Source organism: Coleofasciculus sp. FACHB-712 (assembly GCF_014695635.1).
Taxonomy (GTDB): Bacteria; Cyanobacteriota; Cyanobacteriia; order Cyanobacteriales; family FACHB-T130; genus FACHB-T130.
On sequence record NZ_JACJOQ010000503.1, the window covers coordinates 1 to 15,567 of the forward strand.

A 15,567-nucleotide genomic window follows, 5' to 3' on the forward strand; every position below is an offset into this window, starting at 1 on the left:
AGGCGTTCGAGCAACAACTTATCAATCAATTGACGAGTTGCCTCATCAATCGGTTGTCGGGTTGCATTCTCGACGAACTGTCGCCCACACTCCTGGCAACGGAATCGCGGTTTACCGTAATGGGTACGTCCGTATTTGATGATTTGAGCTAATTGGCACTTGGGACAGTTCATTGCGCCGTTTGTAATGGTTGATGTCTCTTGAGTACCAGCCTACCATTACTATTCATGACTACCAAAATTTTTAGTATCATTCTGACTTCCAGACGACTTTACGCTGGCGGTAAGATTAAAGCCAAGGCACGATTTAGAATCTCTTTTTTATTAATGAGTTGTTCTAATTCTTCTGGCTCATAACGTCCTTCTTCTACCTCTAGGGAAGCCTCATCAATAGCATTCAAGTAGGCTTCTTCTAGGGTTTCAACCAACTCTTCTGGCGCTAGGTAGTAACCTCCTGCTTTACGACGCTTATTTTCCCTCTGAATTTCTCGAACAGAATTGCGAATCGGGACTTCCCAAGAACGAGTTGTGCGACTTTCAGCTTGCTGTTTAATTAGATGCAGTAGCAGAATCACTGCATAACTACGAATCGTCTTAACTATATCGTTTCGGCTCATTTCTTCGAGTTCTTCTACAATCGCTAACGATCCTTGGATGTCACCCTTTAGTAGCAATTCTTTAAGGTCTAATAGTTCTTCCATAACGGCTGATTTAATCCTCAGTTGTTTCTATGGGATTTTGAAGCGATCGCTCATCTGCTTGGGCGTGGCAACGTTCCAGCTTTTCACTCACCTTAATAGTTCTTGGATGCTCTGTCCCTAAGCATCCCTCAAAAATCTCTAAGGATTGGTTGTAAAAGGTGTCAGCCTTATCATATCGCTCTTGAAATTCGCAGAGCTAAGCTAGGTGGTTGAGGGTTTTAGCTACATCAGGATGCTTCTCTCCATCCAGGCGTTTCCGCATTTCCAATGCTTGCTTGTATAACGGTTCGGCTTTCTCATCACCTTCAGAGGTAAATCAACCGAACTAAAGTCAAAGCGATCGCCCTCTTAACCCGCTTTCGTCGGGTTTCGTTTGTATAGCCACGATTTCTAATCGCCGGGGCTTCTGAGACCACCCAACCAACTTCGTACAATAAAGAAGCAACTCGCGCTAGCCATTCTTGATTGTGAAGCAAGCCTTAAGCGGTTCCGCCCCTAACTTTCAGCCTTGTCAGATTGTTTGTTTAGACCATGAAAATACTCGCCTGTACGCTGACGTGATACAAGTTGTCGATTCACGGCAGATATGTTGGGTGCGTCCTTTGATGCTTACTATCGTTCCAGACGATAATGCCAACGTGTTACCAACGCTGTACGATTTGCGTCAGGGTGCCGATTTAGTATGGCCTGTAACGCTGTTTCGACCAGCACTGGATACCGAGGTGATTCCCCTGTTAATGCAACTGGACGCCCCAGATGCGACAGCGGACGCCTCTGAGGCCCATCGGCAACTCAGTTGGTTTGTCCGCCAAGTTTGGCAAGCCAATCAGAGTGATTTTCAGGCTTCGTAGCGAATTTCAGCTTTTCTGATGCGTTGAATCGCTTCCTGCATCCGTTCATCTGCCACGGTGAGGGCAATCCGAAAAAAGCCTTCCCCAGCAGCACCAGACCCGTTTCCAGGGGGCACGATCGGACCGCATTTCTCCAGTAACAGGGTGACAAATTCCGTTGAGGTATAACCTTTGGGAACGGGTACCCAAATAGAGAGGGTTGCTTTGGGAGGCTCAATAGGCCATCCTAAAGATTGCAATCCTTCGACGATGATATTACGACGGTTTTGGTAAACTGACATCACCGCTTGGCGTTCTTCTTGTGAGGTTTCATAGGCAGCGATCGCTACTCGTTAAATTGCCTTAAAGATGCCAGAATCTACATTGGTTTTAACGCGTCCCAGTCCCTTAATTTTGCTAGGATTCCCCACAACAAAACCAACCCGCCCGGCGGTCATATTGTAAGACTTAGATAAACTTTGAAATTCTATGTTTAAGCCAGCGACACCAAAGCGGCGTTCCATCCAATCCGCAGCAGTTTTGCGGTATTCTTTAGTTCCCAATCGGGGGGATAGTTAAGAGTCGAAGGCTCGTCAATCGCCTCATGCATCGCCTGGACAATATGTGCTGGCGTCGGGCGGTCTGGAGCGCCAACTCCACTGTTGATGATGTCCACCCTTTGGCGACCGTTTCATGCTGCTTGCGATTAATCTTGGCAAATAGGTAGGACGGGGTCTTTTCTAAACGTTTGGCAAACTGCACGACGATTTAACAACTGAAAAAAAGAGCAAGTGCAAACAATTAGACAGTTGACCGCCAGGTGAGTCAAACGGATGAGAGATTGGTTTACAAAGATTCCAACGGCACAAGTATTGTCTCGTGCCATCGACTAAATCTGCCTTAAATTTTTAATGTCTTTCATGCACTTGGTACCAGTTGAATTCGACCGGCATCCATCTCTGACATGAGTAATTCCAGTGCCTCATAATCAACGTCAGAAATGTGACCCATTCTGGTCAATTCATAATTTATTTCGTTCTCTATATCTGGAGTTAATTTCTTAATATAGAGAGCTTTTTCTACCAGTTGACGAATCGCGTATGTAGTTCTCATAAAAACCGATAGAACTCCGCATTTAAAAATTATCGTTTGAATATATAGATGAACCAGTGATCTAAAACTAGACTGTAAAGTGATCTAAATCACTGTGAGTTTCGCCCCAATTGCCGCTGATTTTTTAAATAATTTCCGACAACTCCATGAAGCTTCGGAGTTGATGCTTTATAGCAATAATATTATCGTTGATGAGTTTTAATCGTGTGAAGAATAGCCGCAGATGTCTGTTTGAAGACCTAAGCCCCTGCCTTGCAGAAATGCGCTTCGCATAGGATTATACAAAGAATACATCTGTCTTTGGTTAGATGCAGCGATTGTAAAAGATGGATAGAAGAATTTTGTTAATATAGAACTTCTAGAAAGTCCGTATTAGAGAACACGTTCTCAGGCAATCTTATTGAAAACTTTATATAAAAGGAGGTAACTAATGAAGATTTAGCAAATTACCTAAAAGGGGGTAGGCAATATCATATTTACCGTTTATTGTCGAAGCTATTACACAAATTTTTGTTTAGAGTTGAAACAGGATATTGTCATGCAAAATACGCTAGTTCGCCCCAACGTTGCAGTTATTCGCCCCCAAGGTCATATCAATGCATCGAATGCGGTTGAGTTCCAAGGTCAACTGACAGCAGCTGTTTCTTCACCCGATCAATCCATTGTGCTAGTTGATATGGCGCAAGTAGAGTTCCTCGATAGTGCTGGCTTGATGGCGTTTGTTTCGGCTCACCGTTTAGCACACAGTCTAGGACGGCGGTTTAGCCTCTCTTCAGTGTCGCCCTCCATTCGGATGATTTTTGAACTGGCTCAACTTGACGGAGTCTTTGAAATTTTAGAAAGTCCTGCCGCCTTGGAAGCAAACATTGGGGTATAGGAACAAGGAAATACTTCTAAAGGAAAAACTGAGAGGTTGAGCGCTGTTGCTGAGTGCTAATCCTGAATTGGTGCTAGGGTTGAATCTGAGGCACTGGAAGCAGGGAGCGTTTTGCAGTGGCGATCGCAGTCGAGAAACTACTTACAGCAGAGATACAGAAACCAGCTCGTTATTTGGGAAACGAGCTAGGAGCCGTCCACAAACCTTGGGAAGCGGCGGCAGTACGGTGGGTTCTGACCTACCCAGAAATCTATGAAGTGGGTGCATCGAATCTTGGGCATATTATTCTCTACAACATATTGAATGCTCAATTGGGGCAGCTGTGCGATCGCGCATATCTACCAGCCCCAGATTTAGCGGCGAAACTCCGAGAAACACAGACGCCCCTATTTGCCGTGGAATCGCGGCGAAGTCTTACAGATTTTGACATTTTGGGCTTTAGTCTCAGCTACGAGCTAGGAGCCACCAATATCCTGGAAATGCTTGATTTGGCCGGGATTCCTCTGACGTGGCGAGAAAGGCTCACCAGCACAGACGCAGGGGAAAGTGAAGAATTTCTCTGGAATTATCCCCTGATTTTTGCTGGGGGACAGACCGCAACCTCGAATCCCGAACCTTACGCAGACTTTTTCGATTTCCTGGCTCTGGGAGATGGCGAGGAAGTGCTGCCAGAAATTGGCTGGGTAGTGGAAAAAGCCAAAAAAGCTCAACTCAGTCGAGAACAACTATTGTTGAATTTGGCACAAGTACCCGGCGTATATGTGCCTCAGTTCTATGACATGGCAGAAGATGGCTCAGTCCATCCTAATCGCCCGGATGTACCCCAGCGGATTTTACGGCGAGTTGCTGCCCCCTTGCCAGCTTATTCCATCGGGCTAGTGCCTTATGTAGAGACAGTCCACGACCGACTGACCATTGAAGTGCGGCGCGGCTGTACTCGCGGTTGTCGCTTCTGCCAGCCTGGAATGCTGACTCGTCCGGCGCGGGATGTGGAACCGCAGGAAGTCGTAGAGGCAATTGAAAAGGGAATGCGGGCGACGGGATATAACGAGTTTTCCCTACTCTCCTTGAGTTGTTCGGATTATCTATCTCTACCGGCGGTGGGGATGGAAATCAAAAATCGCCTCAAAGATGAAAATATTTCCCTCTCTTTACCCAGTCAACGGGTAGACCGATTTGATGAAGATATCGCGAATATTCTGGGCGGGACGCGACAAAGTGGGCTGACTTTCGCGCCGGAAGCGGGAACCCAGCGGATGCGGGACATTATCAACAAGGGGTTGACGAACGCAGAATTGCTGCGAGGGGTGAAAACCGCCTACGAGCAGGGCTGGGAAAAAATTAAGCTGTATTTTATGATTGGTCTGCCTGGAGAGACGGATGTAGATGTGGTCGGCATTGCCGAAACTATCCGTTGGCTACACCAAGAATGTCGGACTGAAGGCAGAAAGCGTCTGCATTTCAACCTGACGATTTCTAACTTTACGCCGAAGCCTCACACGCCTTTCCAGTGGCACTCTGTCTCTACAACTGAGTTTCAACAGAAGCAGAAACTTCTCCGCGACGAGTTTCGCGGGATGAGGGGGGTGAAGGTAAACTTCACCGATGTGCGACTTTCGGCGATGGAAGATTTTATTGGACGGGGCGATAGGCGTCTGGCATCAGTGCTGCGTCGTGCTTGGGAACTGGGTGCGGGGATGGATGCCTGGTTTGATAGTGTGGAGCGGGCTTTTGCGGCTTGGGGAGACGCGATCGCAGAATCTGGCTTAACCTGGAAATACCGCCTTGTTGAAAATGGCGAATGGAACTGGATGGAGAATCGGAATCAACCGCTACCCATTGACGATTCCCAATCCCCAATTCCCAATCCCCAATTCGATGCGCCGTTGCCTTGGGATCATATCGATACGGGAATTGATAAGAACTGGCTAATCGCTGACCTGAAACGGGCTTTAGAAGCTGCGATAGTGCCGGATTGCTCGTTTGAAGGCTGTTCTCACTGTGGCATTTGCGGATCTGACTTTGGGCACAATATTGTTATCAAGCCGCTGCCGATACCAGAATTTGCCGGACACTTCACGCCGAATACAGATAGGGTGCAGCGGTTGCGGGTTTGGTTGGGTAAGCTGGGCGATATGGCGCTGGTGAGCCATTTAGATTTGGTTCGCCTGTTTGACCGTGCTGTGCGTCGGGCGGCATTGCCAGTTGCTTTTACGGGCGGGTTTCATCCCAGTCCCCGCATTTCTCCAGCCAGTGCGCTGTCATTGGGATCAACCAGTGAAGGTGAAATTGTGGACTTTGAGCTAACCCAGGCGATGGATGTGGCGACATTCCAGGAGAAGTTAGCTGCCCAGTTGCCGTCTGATATCCCGGTTTATCGGGTGGCAGATGTTGATTTGAAGGCTCCTTCCGCGACTCAGTTGTTGGAAAAAGCTGAGTATTTGATTGCGGTGGCAGCGGTTGAGTCGGCGTCACCAGAGGAGTGGGAAAGCTGGGTAGAGGCGATTAAAGCCAGTGAGAGCATTTTAATTGAGCAAACGACGAAGTCTGGGAAGAAGAAACAGATCAATCTGCGCGATCGCTTGTTTGAATTGGAGGTCAATGAGCCTCAAAGACGCGCCAGCGAAGCGAAGGGCAATATCCCATTAGTCTGCCAAGAAAAAGCGGCAGAAGGCGTTGTTCTGCGTTATTTGGGCAGTTGTCAAAATGATGGAACTGTACTAAGACCAGAGCATATCGTCTTGATGTTGGAGCAAGTGACGGGGCGGGAGTTTCAGCTGTTGCACGCTCACCGACGTCAGCTGCTTCTGAAGGATTGATTGCCGAATCGGGATTCCTGCCATTGGCGACATTCCCCTACCGCTATCCGAACAACCTGAGTTTATGTTGTTCTTGGGAACGTCTGGCAAAACGATGGTTGCTGGCGGACACACCAGCCAAAGAGGTGGCGTGCCAGTCAATCTCGGTTACGCCATCTGTCTGTATCGATACCTGAGTTTACGATGAAGGTTGGCTGATTTGCCTGGATGGAACCAGCGGTAAAGTCTGGCAGGCAAATCAAGCCGGTCAGCTTCGGATAGCTGGAATTGTTGAATTTTAGCGATAGTTGCGATCCAGAGTATCCAAATTCTGGTTCTCTGGCTAAGTTTGGGAACGAAGAACAAACCTTCAGCTTTTGATTAAGTCCAATGATGATTAAGCCCAGTGAGTGTGCGATCGCTCTTGCACTACTCTTTGATAAACTGCTTCAGTTTGTTTCGCTATCTTCGACCAGCTGAACCGACGCTCTAAATCTTCATAAGCGTTGTCAACTAGCCACTGGGCGTAACCTGGATTTTTTAGCACTTCTAAAATGCCCCAGGCGAGAGAATCCCAGTTGTTCGTCTGGGTAACAACCCCAGTCTTCGTGTGTTGCACGACTTCCGGTAAACCCCCCGTGTCCGATACCACAACGGGCACGCGGGCGGCAAAGCTTTCTAGGGCAACAATGCCAAAAGGTTCGTAGAGGCTGGGAAATACGGCGCAGTCAGCAACGGTTTGGAATTTATCTAGGTCGGCATCTGACATAAAGCCGGTGAAATAGCAGTCGTCCCAAATGCCTAAATTCCAAGCTTGCTGCTTCAAGGGGTCAGTATTGCCGCCGCCAATAATCACAAATTTGACATTACCCCCCATTTCCCAAAGGACTTTCGGGGCAGCATTCAACAACACGGAAACGCCCTTTTCGTGGGACATTCGACCCACATAGTAAACAATTTTCTCCCGATCGTCGGCAAACTGACGACGGAAGTTCAACGCATCAAACTCGTGCCAGCGTGGTTTTTTTTCCGGTCGGATGCCGTTGTATATGACATCCATTTTATCCCAAGGAGTTTCTAGCGCTCGTTCTCCTTCTTGGCGCATATAGTTGGTACAAACAATAATCCGCCAAGAGTTATAGGCGAGAAGTTTTTCTTTGCCGCTAATGTAGCGGTGGTCGTCGTTGTAGATGCCGTTGTAACGACCAAATTCTGTGGCGTGAATCGTAGTAATCAGCGGCACTTTAAAATTGTGCTTGAGAGCGATCGCGGCATCTCCCACCAACCAATCGTGGGCATGGATCAAATCGAACGGGCCATCTTCCATCATCAGCTTCCCGCCGTGAATCCCCATGCTCTGGTTCAAATTCACGACCCAGTGAAAGAAATCATAACCGTAGCCCACTGGCACCCGATGCACGTGGACGCCATCTACCACCTCGTACAGCGGCGCGTGACCAAACTCTACTGTTAGCAAGTGGACTTCATGCCCTAGTTTAATCAGTTCTGGATATAACTCCCCTACATGGCGGGCAATTCCTCCGACAATGCGCGGCGGAAATTCCCAAGTCAGGACTAGAATCTTCATTTCCCCCAATCCCCTCAATTCAGTTACAAATCGCTACAGATCGACATAGTTCTAAAAATTATAGTCTCCTAGTTGGGACAATGAGGGTGTGATAGATTTAAATAATCTTTTAACCCTGAGCAAAGATAAACACTCAATCTATTTCTATTGTTGCTTTTATTTGAGGGATAAACAGTTAATACAATAAGAAGTAAGAAAAGAATAAATTATGAAATGTGAAGCCAAGAATTTATTCCTTTTCTGGCTCTATACCTCAATCGCTTTCAGGCTACCGCTAGCTCTTGATGTACTGCGAATAGGCATTTCAATAACAAAGTTTGTCCCTAAATAAACTCTAAAAGACACTTCAATTGCCTATCCGGTTTTTCCACAATAATTCTCAGATTAATTAAGCACCCCAGAACGATGCTCTTACCCATTGGTTTAATAGTGAAAAAGAAGGCATTATTTGCCATCTATATTGCCATTTGGGAACATCTCTGACTTCCGTGGGAATGCGGATGTTGCCGGGTTGATATGGAATTGCTCGGTACGTACGATCGCATAGTCTGCCGCTAGATGGGACAAAAGACGAATTTAAGTTAGAGAAATCTGTTGGCGAAATGCCTGCCAAGCCGCGATCGCTTGCTCGTTCGAGACAACTCCTTTTTGCATTAAGATAACGCCATCTTTGAAGTCAATGATGCCATACTCCCCACTACCAGATAGCCGATCGATCGCGGGAACACTCTGTTGCAATAATCCCCGTTCTTCGTTGAAAGCAGCTTGATACTGCTGTGCTTGCCACAAATCAGCAATAATGTAATCTACATTGACCACTTCACCAGCATCATTGCGGAGTTGCAAAGAAGGAAAGCGGATGATTTCGCGGCGACCCGAAAGATGGGGTACAAGATAGGTGGTAGTCGCTACACTAGCGTCAGGCGGAATCTGAGCCAATAAAGGGCGAACTTGGCTGACGTGTTCCCACTGCCGCGTCACGGGAATATAAACCAAAGGCTGAATCGACTCTGGGATCAGGAAGTAAAAAGTCCGATTAGGGTTTGAAGTGAACGTAAAAAATATTGAAAGGCAGAGACAGACGATCCAAAAACGCCGAAACGACGGCGAAACCGATTTGGGATAATTATCTGCAACCTCAGCCTCATCCCTCTCAGCCTCATCCCTCTCTGATGTCTGAGCTTTTCGCCCCCCTTTAAAATCTCTTATCCAAATTCTAAAGTCGCTTTGCCCTGCCCACCAGAGAATCGCCCCGTAAAATAGCCCCGGCACGATTGTCATCGCATAGCGAATATTAATGGCGAGAACCGACTGTCCCTTCCCTAATAAAAGTTTCAAGAGGGGAAATCCCGCTACCATCCAAGAAGCAGGAGAAATTGCTGGCACAAAAGCCAAGGGCAACCATTGACCTAATAAATACTTAATCGTGCCAAAGAAGGGTGAAAACAGCTCGACGATAAGCCGCCAAGGGTTACTTACCATTCCCCAGATAATTTCCAGGGTAGAAGCTTCTTCGCCATCCGCATATTGCCCAAACCGCTCCATCATAAACCGCTGAGAAATATCCTCGGAGAACAGCGGCATGATCAGATTGGTGAGGACAATCATGTAAGCAAAGCTGAGAGTACAGACGGCAAGACCCGCCTTGGGATAGCGTTTGCTCAGGATCATGTAAAACCCGATACTAAACAGGCTCACGCCCGAATCTTCCCGAACCGCCAAAATCAAAACCGCCAGCACCCAAAATAGCCACCACCAGCGCTTTTCCATTGCCAGGAGCAATCCAAAGGTAAAGAGGGGAATTTGGCAAATATCGTGGAAATTAGCTAAGGTAGGGCCAAGAACGGCGTTAGCGCCGTAAAAGCTGATAGTAATTAGGGCAGAAATCCCCGGTTCCAGATGCTGTCGAGCGAGGACGTATAGAACCAAACCGGCAGCGGTTACGAGCGTAACTTGCAAAACAGTGAGCGTTGCGGGTGACGGAAACAGGGCATACAAGGGTAGCCACAGCAAAAGGGCTGGGGTGAAGTGTTGCCCTAAGCGATGATAAAAAACTTCTGGGACTTCGCCATTGTGGACGACGTTGGTAGAAAGCTGCGAAGAAAGAGAACTCTGAAAGAAGCGACCGTGAATGCCGTTCCAGAAGACTTGGTTAAAGATGCCTTGATCGTAGGAGGAATAAAAGGTGAAGTGCCGATGCAGGGTCAAAAAGAGAGCAAACAAAAAAAATGCGATCGCTGCACCCATCACCATCCGTAACGCTGGCTGCTTGTGTAATTTCAACAACATCACTCACAATCGTTTATAAATGTTAAATAGATATTAAATTGAAAGCGGATCTTCGCTTCTCGTCCACTCTCAGTCAATACCCCTAAGAATTAAAGTGTCATCGGTTGGTTCCCAGTGCTGAAACCAGATTACATAAAGGCAGCTCTTGAAAAACCTACCCATTCTGAAGCATCGCTACAGCTACTGCTGTTTGTCGATGAGCGTCCGAGTTCGCGTAAACAGATCCAGCAAATCCAAACGTATCTGGAGAGCTTAAAGACCGAGGTTCCTTTTGAACTTCAGATGGTCGAGGTCGGAGAGCAGCCGTATTTAGCCGAACACTTTAAACTGGTGGCAACCCCAGCTTTGATCAAGATTCATCCGGAACCCCGACAGACGCTAGCTGGGAGTAATTTGATCGCTCAATTGAAGAATTGTTGGCCTCGCTGGCAGCTGTGTGCCGAAGAATATCAGGAGACTTTAGCACAGGACCGGGAGACAGATTCACCGACCACCGCAGAAACCTCAGCGATTCGGTCTGTTGCTCATTCCGCAGAACTGATTCAACTGTCTGACGAAATTTTTCGCCTCAAGAAAGAAAAAGAAGAACTGCTAGAGCAGCTACAGTTCAAAGACCGGGTACTCGCTATGTTAGCTCACGACCTGCGGAGTCCCCTCACAGCCGCCTCTCTAGCAATGGAAACCTTGGAATTAAGCTTAAATTCAAACAATAGCAACAGACACGCCAAGCTAACACCAGCACTGACCGAGCAGTTAAGCAAGCAGGCTCGTACCCAAATCCGCGTGATGGATCGGATGATCGCAGATATTCTGCAAGCCGCCAGGGGTACGAGTGCCCAATTGCATATTCAACCGCATAAGTTGGACTTGGGGGCGCTTTGTCATGAGGTCATTAATTCACTGAAAGCTCGGTGTCAGGGGAAATCTCAATCTTTGGAAACCGATATTCCCCAGGATTTGCCCTATGTCTATGCGGATGAAGAACGGGTGCGCCAAGTGATAGTCAACCTTCTGGATAACGCGATTAAGTACACGCCGGAAGGTGGCAAGATTCAAGTTGCAATGCTGCACCGCACGACTCAGAAAATTCAGGTGAGCGTTGGCGACACGGGTTTTGGTATCCCTGCGGAGAATCAAGAGCGCATCTTTGAAGATCGCTATCGCCTAGAGCGAGACCAAGAAAGAGACGGGTATGGGATTGGTCTTGGCTTATGCCAGCGGATTATTCGGGCGCATTATGGGCAGATTTGGGTAGACTCAAATCTCGATAAGGGCAGTATTTTTCACTTCACGCTACCAGTTTACAGATAATTAAAAATTAACTCTTTAGCTTAATTTGACGTTCAACTGCAAAACTAATCGCAATGAACAAAACGGTTAAACCCTGGATGGCGTAAACGACGGTGACTGGGACGTTGGCGCTGCGTTGCATGACGTTTGCGCCGCTGCGGAGGATACCGAAGAATACGGAAGTGAGGACGATACCGGCGAGATTACCACGACTCAGGAGTGCGATCGCGATCGCATCAAATCCATACCCCGGTGAAAAACGGTCGAATAGTCGATATTTCAGCCCCATGACTTCACCCGCACCCGCTAATCCTGCGAATCCTCCAGCGAATGCCATTACAGCGATGATAGTGCGTTCTACCGACATCCCCGCGTAACGAGCGGCTGTGGGATTTTGTCCGACGGCTTCGATTTGGTATCCTAAAGGCGATCGCGTCAGCAATACCCACAATATTCCTGTTGCGATTAATCCGATGAAAATCCCCGCATGAGCTTGTGTTTGGGGCAGAATGATGGGTAATCGGGCGGATTCTTCGATTAAAGGAGAAAAGGCACTCGGCGCACCTGGTGCCTTCAAGGGATTATTCACCAGATATCCGACAAAGTTCAGCGCCACATAATTGAGTAGCAGCGTGGTAATCACTTCATTTACACCGCGCACTGCTTTCAGATAACCCGGAATGAATCCCCAAATTCCCCCTAATAAAAATCCCCCCAACAGCGCCAGCGGTACGTGAATTAATGCGGGTAATCCTTGCAGAGATAGCCCCACCAAGGCGCTACCGAGTCCCCCCATGTAAATTTGCCCTTCAGCGCCAATATTGAACAAACCCGCCTTCAAAGGCACCAGCACCCCCAAACTCGCTAATAATAAGGGTGCGGTTTTGGCGATTGTATTGGCAAAGCCGTAGTAGTCTGCGAGAGATTCTTTAAAGAGAATGCCGTAGGCGGTGATGGGATTCGCCTTTGCCAGCAAGATAAGAACAGCACCGACGAGGAGGGCGGATGCGATCGCAACAAGCGGCGATAATATTGGCAGCAGTACAGGTTGAATCCGATTTGTTGTCATAACTGTGGGACTTCGCTAAGACTCCCACAGACTGAAGTCTGGGGCTATACAAACTAAGCCTGCCTACGCAGGCTGAGAATAATTTTTGTATTTTAGATCGCGCAGGAGGTCTTTATTTGTGTAGCTACGATTTCAGCCGTCAGGCAACAGTTGAACTTAGCAGCGATCGCTACCCTTCAACACCCGCCGAGATGCCACCAGTCATCAAATAACCGATTTGTTCCACTGTGGCAGTGGCAGCATCTAAGATATCCACGAATTGTCCTTCATACATGACGGCAATGCGATCGCTCATTGCCATAATCTCTTCTAATTCTGTCGAAATATACAAAATTGCCGCACCTCGTTCTCGTTCAGCTAATAAGCGTTGCTGCACGTATTCAGTCGCACCGACATCTAAACCGCGTGTCGGTTGCATTGCCACAATTAAAGCTGGGTTGCCAGAAAGTTCTCGTGCTAACACCACTTTTTGTTGATTGCCGCCGGACAATTGGCTAACTTTAATCGATGGATTTTCAGCGCGAATATCAAAGTTTTGCATTGCCTCAACCGCATGATGATTAATTACCTCATACTGAAGGAACCAACGGCGGCAAAATGGCAGAAATTTAAAAACTTTGAGAATGAGATTTCTGGCAATACTAAATCCCATCACTAAACCCATTTTCTGCCTATCCTCCGGAATATAAGCTGTAATTCTTTCTCCCCTTCTTTCCCTTGCAATCTGGGTTTCCACCCGCTTCGCTAGAATGTCTTTACGGTTCATTATTCTACCCGAAGTAATCGCACGCAAACCTGCAATCGCTTCTGCTAACTCTCGCTGTCCATTGCCATCAACACCCGCAACTCCTAGTATTTCGCCTGCGTGGAGTTCAAAAGATATATCTTTTACAACCAGCAAATTCCGCTCATCCTGCACCTGTAACTTCTGCACTTCTAACACTACTTCACCATAGAAAGGAACAGATTTATACAGTTGAAATAAGATTTCTCTCCCTACCATCAACCGTGCTAATTCTTGAGTGTTTGTATCTGCGGTTTTAGTTGTCGTCACCACTGCACCTCGGCGTAATACGGTGACAGTATCGCAAAGATTCATCACCTCTTCTAGCTTGTGACTGATAAAAATAATCGTATGTCCCTCTTTAGCAAGTTGGCGCAAGATAGCCGCTAATATCTTTACTTCTGGCGGCGTCAGCACCGCTGTTGGTTCATCTAATATCAGCAACTTGGCGTTGCGGTAAAGTGCTTTGAGAATCTCTACCCGTTGCTGAACTCCTACAGGTAAATCCCCCACTTTTGCGAATGGATTTACATCTAAACTATAAGACTGAGCGAGTTGCGCGATCGCCTGCGCTTTCTCTTTTATATTTAGCCGCAAATCGAAGCTGGTTCCAAGAATAATATTTTCGGTTACTGACAATTGCGGCACCAACATAAAGTGCTGGTGAATCATGCCAATTCCATGCGCGATCGCGTCACTTGCTGAAGCAATTTGTATTGGATTATCTTGCAAGTATATTTGACCGGAATCTGGCTGATAAAGTCCGCAAAGGATATTCATTAAAGTAGTTTTACCAGCTCCGTTCTCGCCTAGCAGAGCATAAATTGATCCGCAACTAACGCTCAAGTTTATGTTGTTATTAGCGATAAAGGTGCCAAACCGTTTGGTAATACCTTCAAGACGTAAATAGGTCATTTTTAATATTTCTTGGTAATTGGCTTAGCCAATATACCGCCGGGGAATTAATTCCCCGGCGGGTGATAGGCGAAGAGATATCAACTGAATTAAGCTTGCTTCACACACCGAGTATCTTTTCCTCCCTCTTTACACGACTCAAATGTAACTTTTTTAGCTAATATTGCCTGCTTCGTATTAAGTGCTTTTTCTTCTACATTTTTTGGCACCATTGCCCCGAATTTACCAAGATAGAGAATCTCAGGATTTTCCAAACCAATTTTATAAATTTCACCTTTCAGATTGCCCTTCAAAGCAAGATCGGCTAAGTATGCGATCGCTAAGTCAATTCGCTTCACCGCACTGGTTAATACTGCCTTTGGCGCAACATCCAGCTGATCTGTGGTATTGCCGAAAGCAAAAACTCCCTTCTCCGCGGCGGTTTGCAGCACCGCAGGAGAAGCATTATCCAGCCACTGATAAATCACATCAACGCCTGAAGAAATCAACGCTTGCGTCGCTTCCTTCGCCTTAGCCGCATCATTCCAATCGCCTGTGTAACTTGCAGCGATTTTAATATCTGGCTTAACAGATTTTGCACCTAACTCTAATCCCCGCAATTCTTCATCAGTTGCTTGAAAAGATTGAGCCGCTAGATAAGCCATTTTATTTGATTTTGTCATCAAGGCACCCATGATGCCGCATAGATAACTGGTTTGCAAATGATCGATTCGCAAAGACGCCATGTTATCGCCTTTCACCGTACCATTGACACCGACAAAAAACGTCTTCGGAAATTGCGCTGCTACCTGCTCAATCGCCGCATCAAATTGTCCCCCGTGGGCATACACTAAGTTGTAGCCACGACGCGCAAAATCTGACAAAGCTTCTGCCTGATCCGCTTGTTCCACCTTCTCAACGTGAGCAATTTCAACTCCTAGCTGTTCTTTAGCAGTTGTCACGCCTTCATAGCCAGCCTGGTTCCAAGCTTTATCTGTGATAATCCCTGGCAAAACGATGGCAACTTTTAAATCCTTACCCGTTTTAGCAGAAGTATCCCCGCTAGCTGCTGTTTCTGTTGGGGTAGGACTGCCATTGCAAGCCTTCAGCAACAGACTGGTACCCAAGGTAGCTGAACCGTACAGGAGAAATTTGCGCCGACTATATTCCATCATGCGATCGCCCTCAGATAGATAGTCTTAATTTTGCGCGATTCCGGGATGCGATCGCTATGCTAACGCCAGTCTATTTTTCCAACTGTTGGCTGAAAACAAAGTAACATCAAACTGAATAAACTGAAGAAGCGACAAAATTTGTCAGCAAATTCTAATCGTT

The 15,567-nt window shown here is 47.0% G+C and carries 12 protein-coding genes and 2 pseudogenes; 5 read left to right on the forward strand and 9 right to left on the reverse strand.

Features of this window, described 5'->3' with window-relative positions; genetic code table 11:
- Window positions 1–173 (reverse strand): IS1 family transposase (locus H6F50_RS28000; RefSeq protein ID WP_190429568.1); only part of this gene is annotated, 173 nt, incomplete at its 3' end.
- Window positions 174–271: 98 nt separating this feature from the next.
- Window positions 272–700: a DUF29 family protein gene (locus H6F50_RS16700; RefSeq protein WP_190429569.1), complete on the reverse strand. Its 429-nt coding sequence runs from the start codon at window positions 698–700 to the stop codon at window positions 272–274.
- Window positions 701–1,167: 467 nt separating this feature from the next.
- Between H6F50_RS16700 and H6F50_RS16705 the strand changes: the two genes are divergently transcribed.
- Window positions 1,168–1,551: a hypothetical protein gene (locus H6F50_RS16705; RefSeq protein ID WP_190429576.1), complete on the forward strand. Its 384-nt coding sequence runs from the start codon at window positions 1,168–1,170 to the stop codon at window positions 1,549–1,551.
- Here the strand turns inward: H6F50_RS16705 and H6F50_RS16710 are convergent.
- Window positions 1,539–2,292: pseudogene (locus H6F50_RS16710) on the reverse strand (aminotransferase class I/II-fold pyridoxal phosphate-dependent enzyme). The gene H6F50_RS16705 and the pseudogene H6F50_RS16710 overlap by 13 nt on opposite strands.
- A 156-nt stretch (window positions 2,293–2,448) precedes the next feature.
- Window positions 2,449–2,643: a hypothetical protein gene (locus H6F50_RS16715; protein ID WP_190412161.1), complete on the reverse strand. Its 195-nt coding sequence runs from the start codon at window positions 2,641–2,643 to the stop codon at window positions 2,449–2,451.
- Window positions 2,644–3,181: 538 nt separating this feature from the next.
- Here H6F50_RS16715 and H6F50_RS16720 point away from each other — a divergent pair.
- The 3 genes and pseudogenes from H6F50_RS16720 to H6F50_RS28005 all read left to right on the forward strand — a co-directional run.
- Window positions 3,182–3,520: an STAS domain-containing protein gene (locus H6F50_RS16720; protein ID WP_190429570.1), complete on the forward strand. Its 339-nt coding sequence runs from the start codon at window positions 3,182–3,184 to the stop codon at window positions 3,518–3,520.
- 116 nt (window positions 3,521–3,636) lie between these two features.
- Entirely contained in the window at window positions 3,637–6,339 is a 2,703-nt protein-coding gene (locus H6F50_RS16725) for a TIGR03960 family B12-binding radical SAM protein (protein ID WP_190429571.1), read from the forward strand.
- 82 nt (window positions 6,340–6,421) lie between these two features.
- A pseudogene (locus H6F50_RS28005) lies at window positions 6,422–6,620 on the forward strand (serine/threonine protein phosphatase); the annotation flags it as partial.
- A gap of 95 nt (window positions 6,621–6,715) precedes the next feature.
- Here H6F50_RS28005 and H6F50_RS16730 read toward each other — a convergent pair.
- Both H6F50_RS16730 and H6F50_RS16735 read right to left on the reverse strand, forming a co-directional pair.
- Window positions 6,716–7,906, reverse strand: coding sequence for a glycosyltransferase family 4 protein (locus H6F50_RS16730; RefSeq protein WP_190412157.1), 1,191 nt, complete (start codon window positions 7,904–7,906; stop codon window positions 6,716–6,718).
- A 576-nt stretch (window positions 7,907–8,482) separates the two neighbouring features.
- Window positions 8,483–10,195 carry a DUF2079 domain-containing protein gene (locus H6F50_RS16735; RefSeq protein WP_190429572.1) on the reverse strand — a complete coding sequence of 571 codons (1,713 nt, stop codon included), beginning with the start codon at window positions 10,193–10,195 and terminating at the stop codon, window positions 8,483–8,485.
- Window positions 10,196–10,309: 114 nt separating this feature from the next.
- On the opposite strand from H6F50_RS16735, the gene H6F50_RS16740 reads away from it, so the two are divergent.
- Window positions 10,310–11,506 carry a histidine kinase gene (locus tag H6F50_RS16740; protein ID WP_190412155.1) on the forward strand — a complete coding sequence of 399 codons (1,197 nt, stop codon included), beginning with the start codon at window positions 10,310–10,312 and terminating at the stop codon, window positions 11,504–11,506.
- 7 nt (window positions 11,507–11,513) lie between these two features.
- On the opposite strand, the gene H6F50_RS16745 is transcribed toward H6F50_RS16740, so the two are convergent.
- From H6F50_RS16745 to H6F50_RS16755, 3 genes are all read right to left on the reverse strand, one after another.
- Window positions 11,514–12,554, reverse strand: a complete 1,041-nt coding sequence (locus H6F50_RS16745) for an ABC transporter permease (RefSeq protein ID WP_190429573.1) — start codon at window positions 12,552–12,554, stop codon at window positions 11,514–11,516.
- 169 nt (window positions 12,555–12,723) lie between these two features.
- On the reverse strand, window positions 12,724–14,253 hold the full coding sequence (locus H6F50_RS16750; RefSeq protein ID WP_190429574.1) for an ABC transporter ATP-binding protein: 1,530 nt from the start codon (window positions 14,251–14,253) through the stop codon (window positions 12,724–12,726).
- A gap of 89 nt (window positions 14,254–14,342) precedes the next feature.
- A complete protein-coding gene (locus H6F50_RS16755) occupies window positions 14,343–15,407 on the reverse strand; it encodes a BMP family protein (protein ID WP_190429575.1) in 1,065 nt (354 codons plus the stop codon).
- Window positions 15,408–15,567 lie beyond the last annotated feature (160 nt).

Coding starts and splice junctions, on each gene's coding strand:
- H6F50_RS16700 (WP_190429569.1), bottom strand. CDS start 700: ATGGAAGAACTATTAGACCTTAAAGAATTGCTACTAAAGGGTGACATC.
- H6F50_RS16720 (WP_190429570.1), top strand. CDS start 3,182: ATGCAAAATACGCTAGTTCGCCCCAACGTTGCAGTTATTCGCCCCCAA.
- H6F50_RS16730 (WP_190412157.1), bottom strand. CDS start 7,906: ATGAAGATTCTAGTCCTGACTTGGGAATTTCCGCCGCGCATTGTCGGA.
- H6F50_RS16745 (WP_190429573.1), bottom strand. CDS start 12,554: ATGACAACAAATCGGATTCAACCTGTACTGCTGCCAATATTATCGCCG.
- H6F50_RS16755 (WP_190429575.1), bottom strand. CDS start 15,407: ATGATGGAATATAGTCGGCGCAAATTTCTCCTGTACGGTTCAGCTACC.
- H6F50_RS16750 (WP_190429574.1), bottom strand. CDS start 14,253: ATGACCTATTTACGTCTTGAAGGTATTACCAAACGGTTTGGCACCTTT.
- H6F50_RS16735 (WP_190429572.1), bottom strand. CDS start 10,195: ATGTTGTTGAAATTACACAAGCAGCCAGCGTTACGGATGGTGATGGGT.
- H6F50_RS16715 (WP_190412161.1), bottom strand. CDS start 2,643: ATGAGAACTACATACGCGATTCGTCAACTGGTAGAAAAAGCTCTCTAT.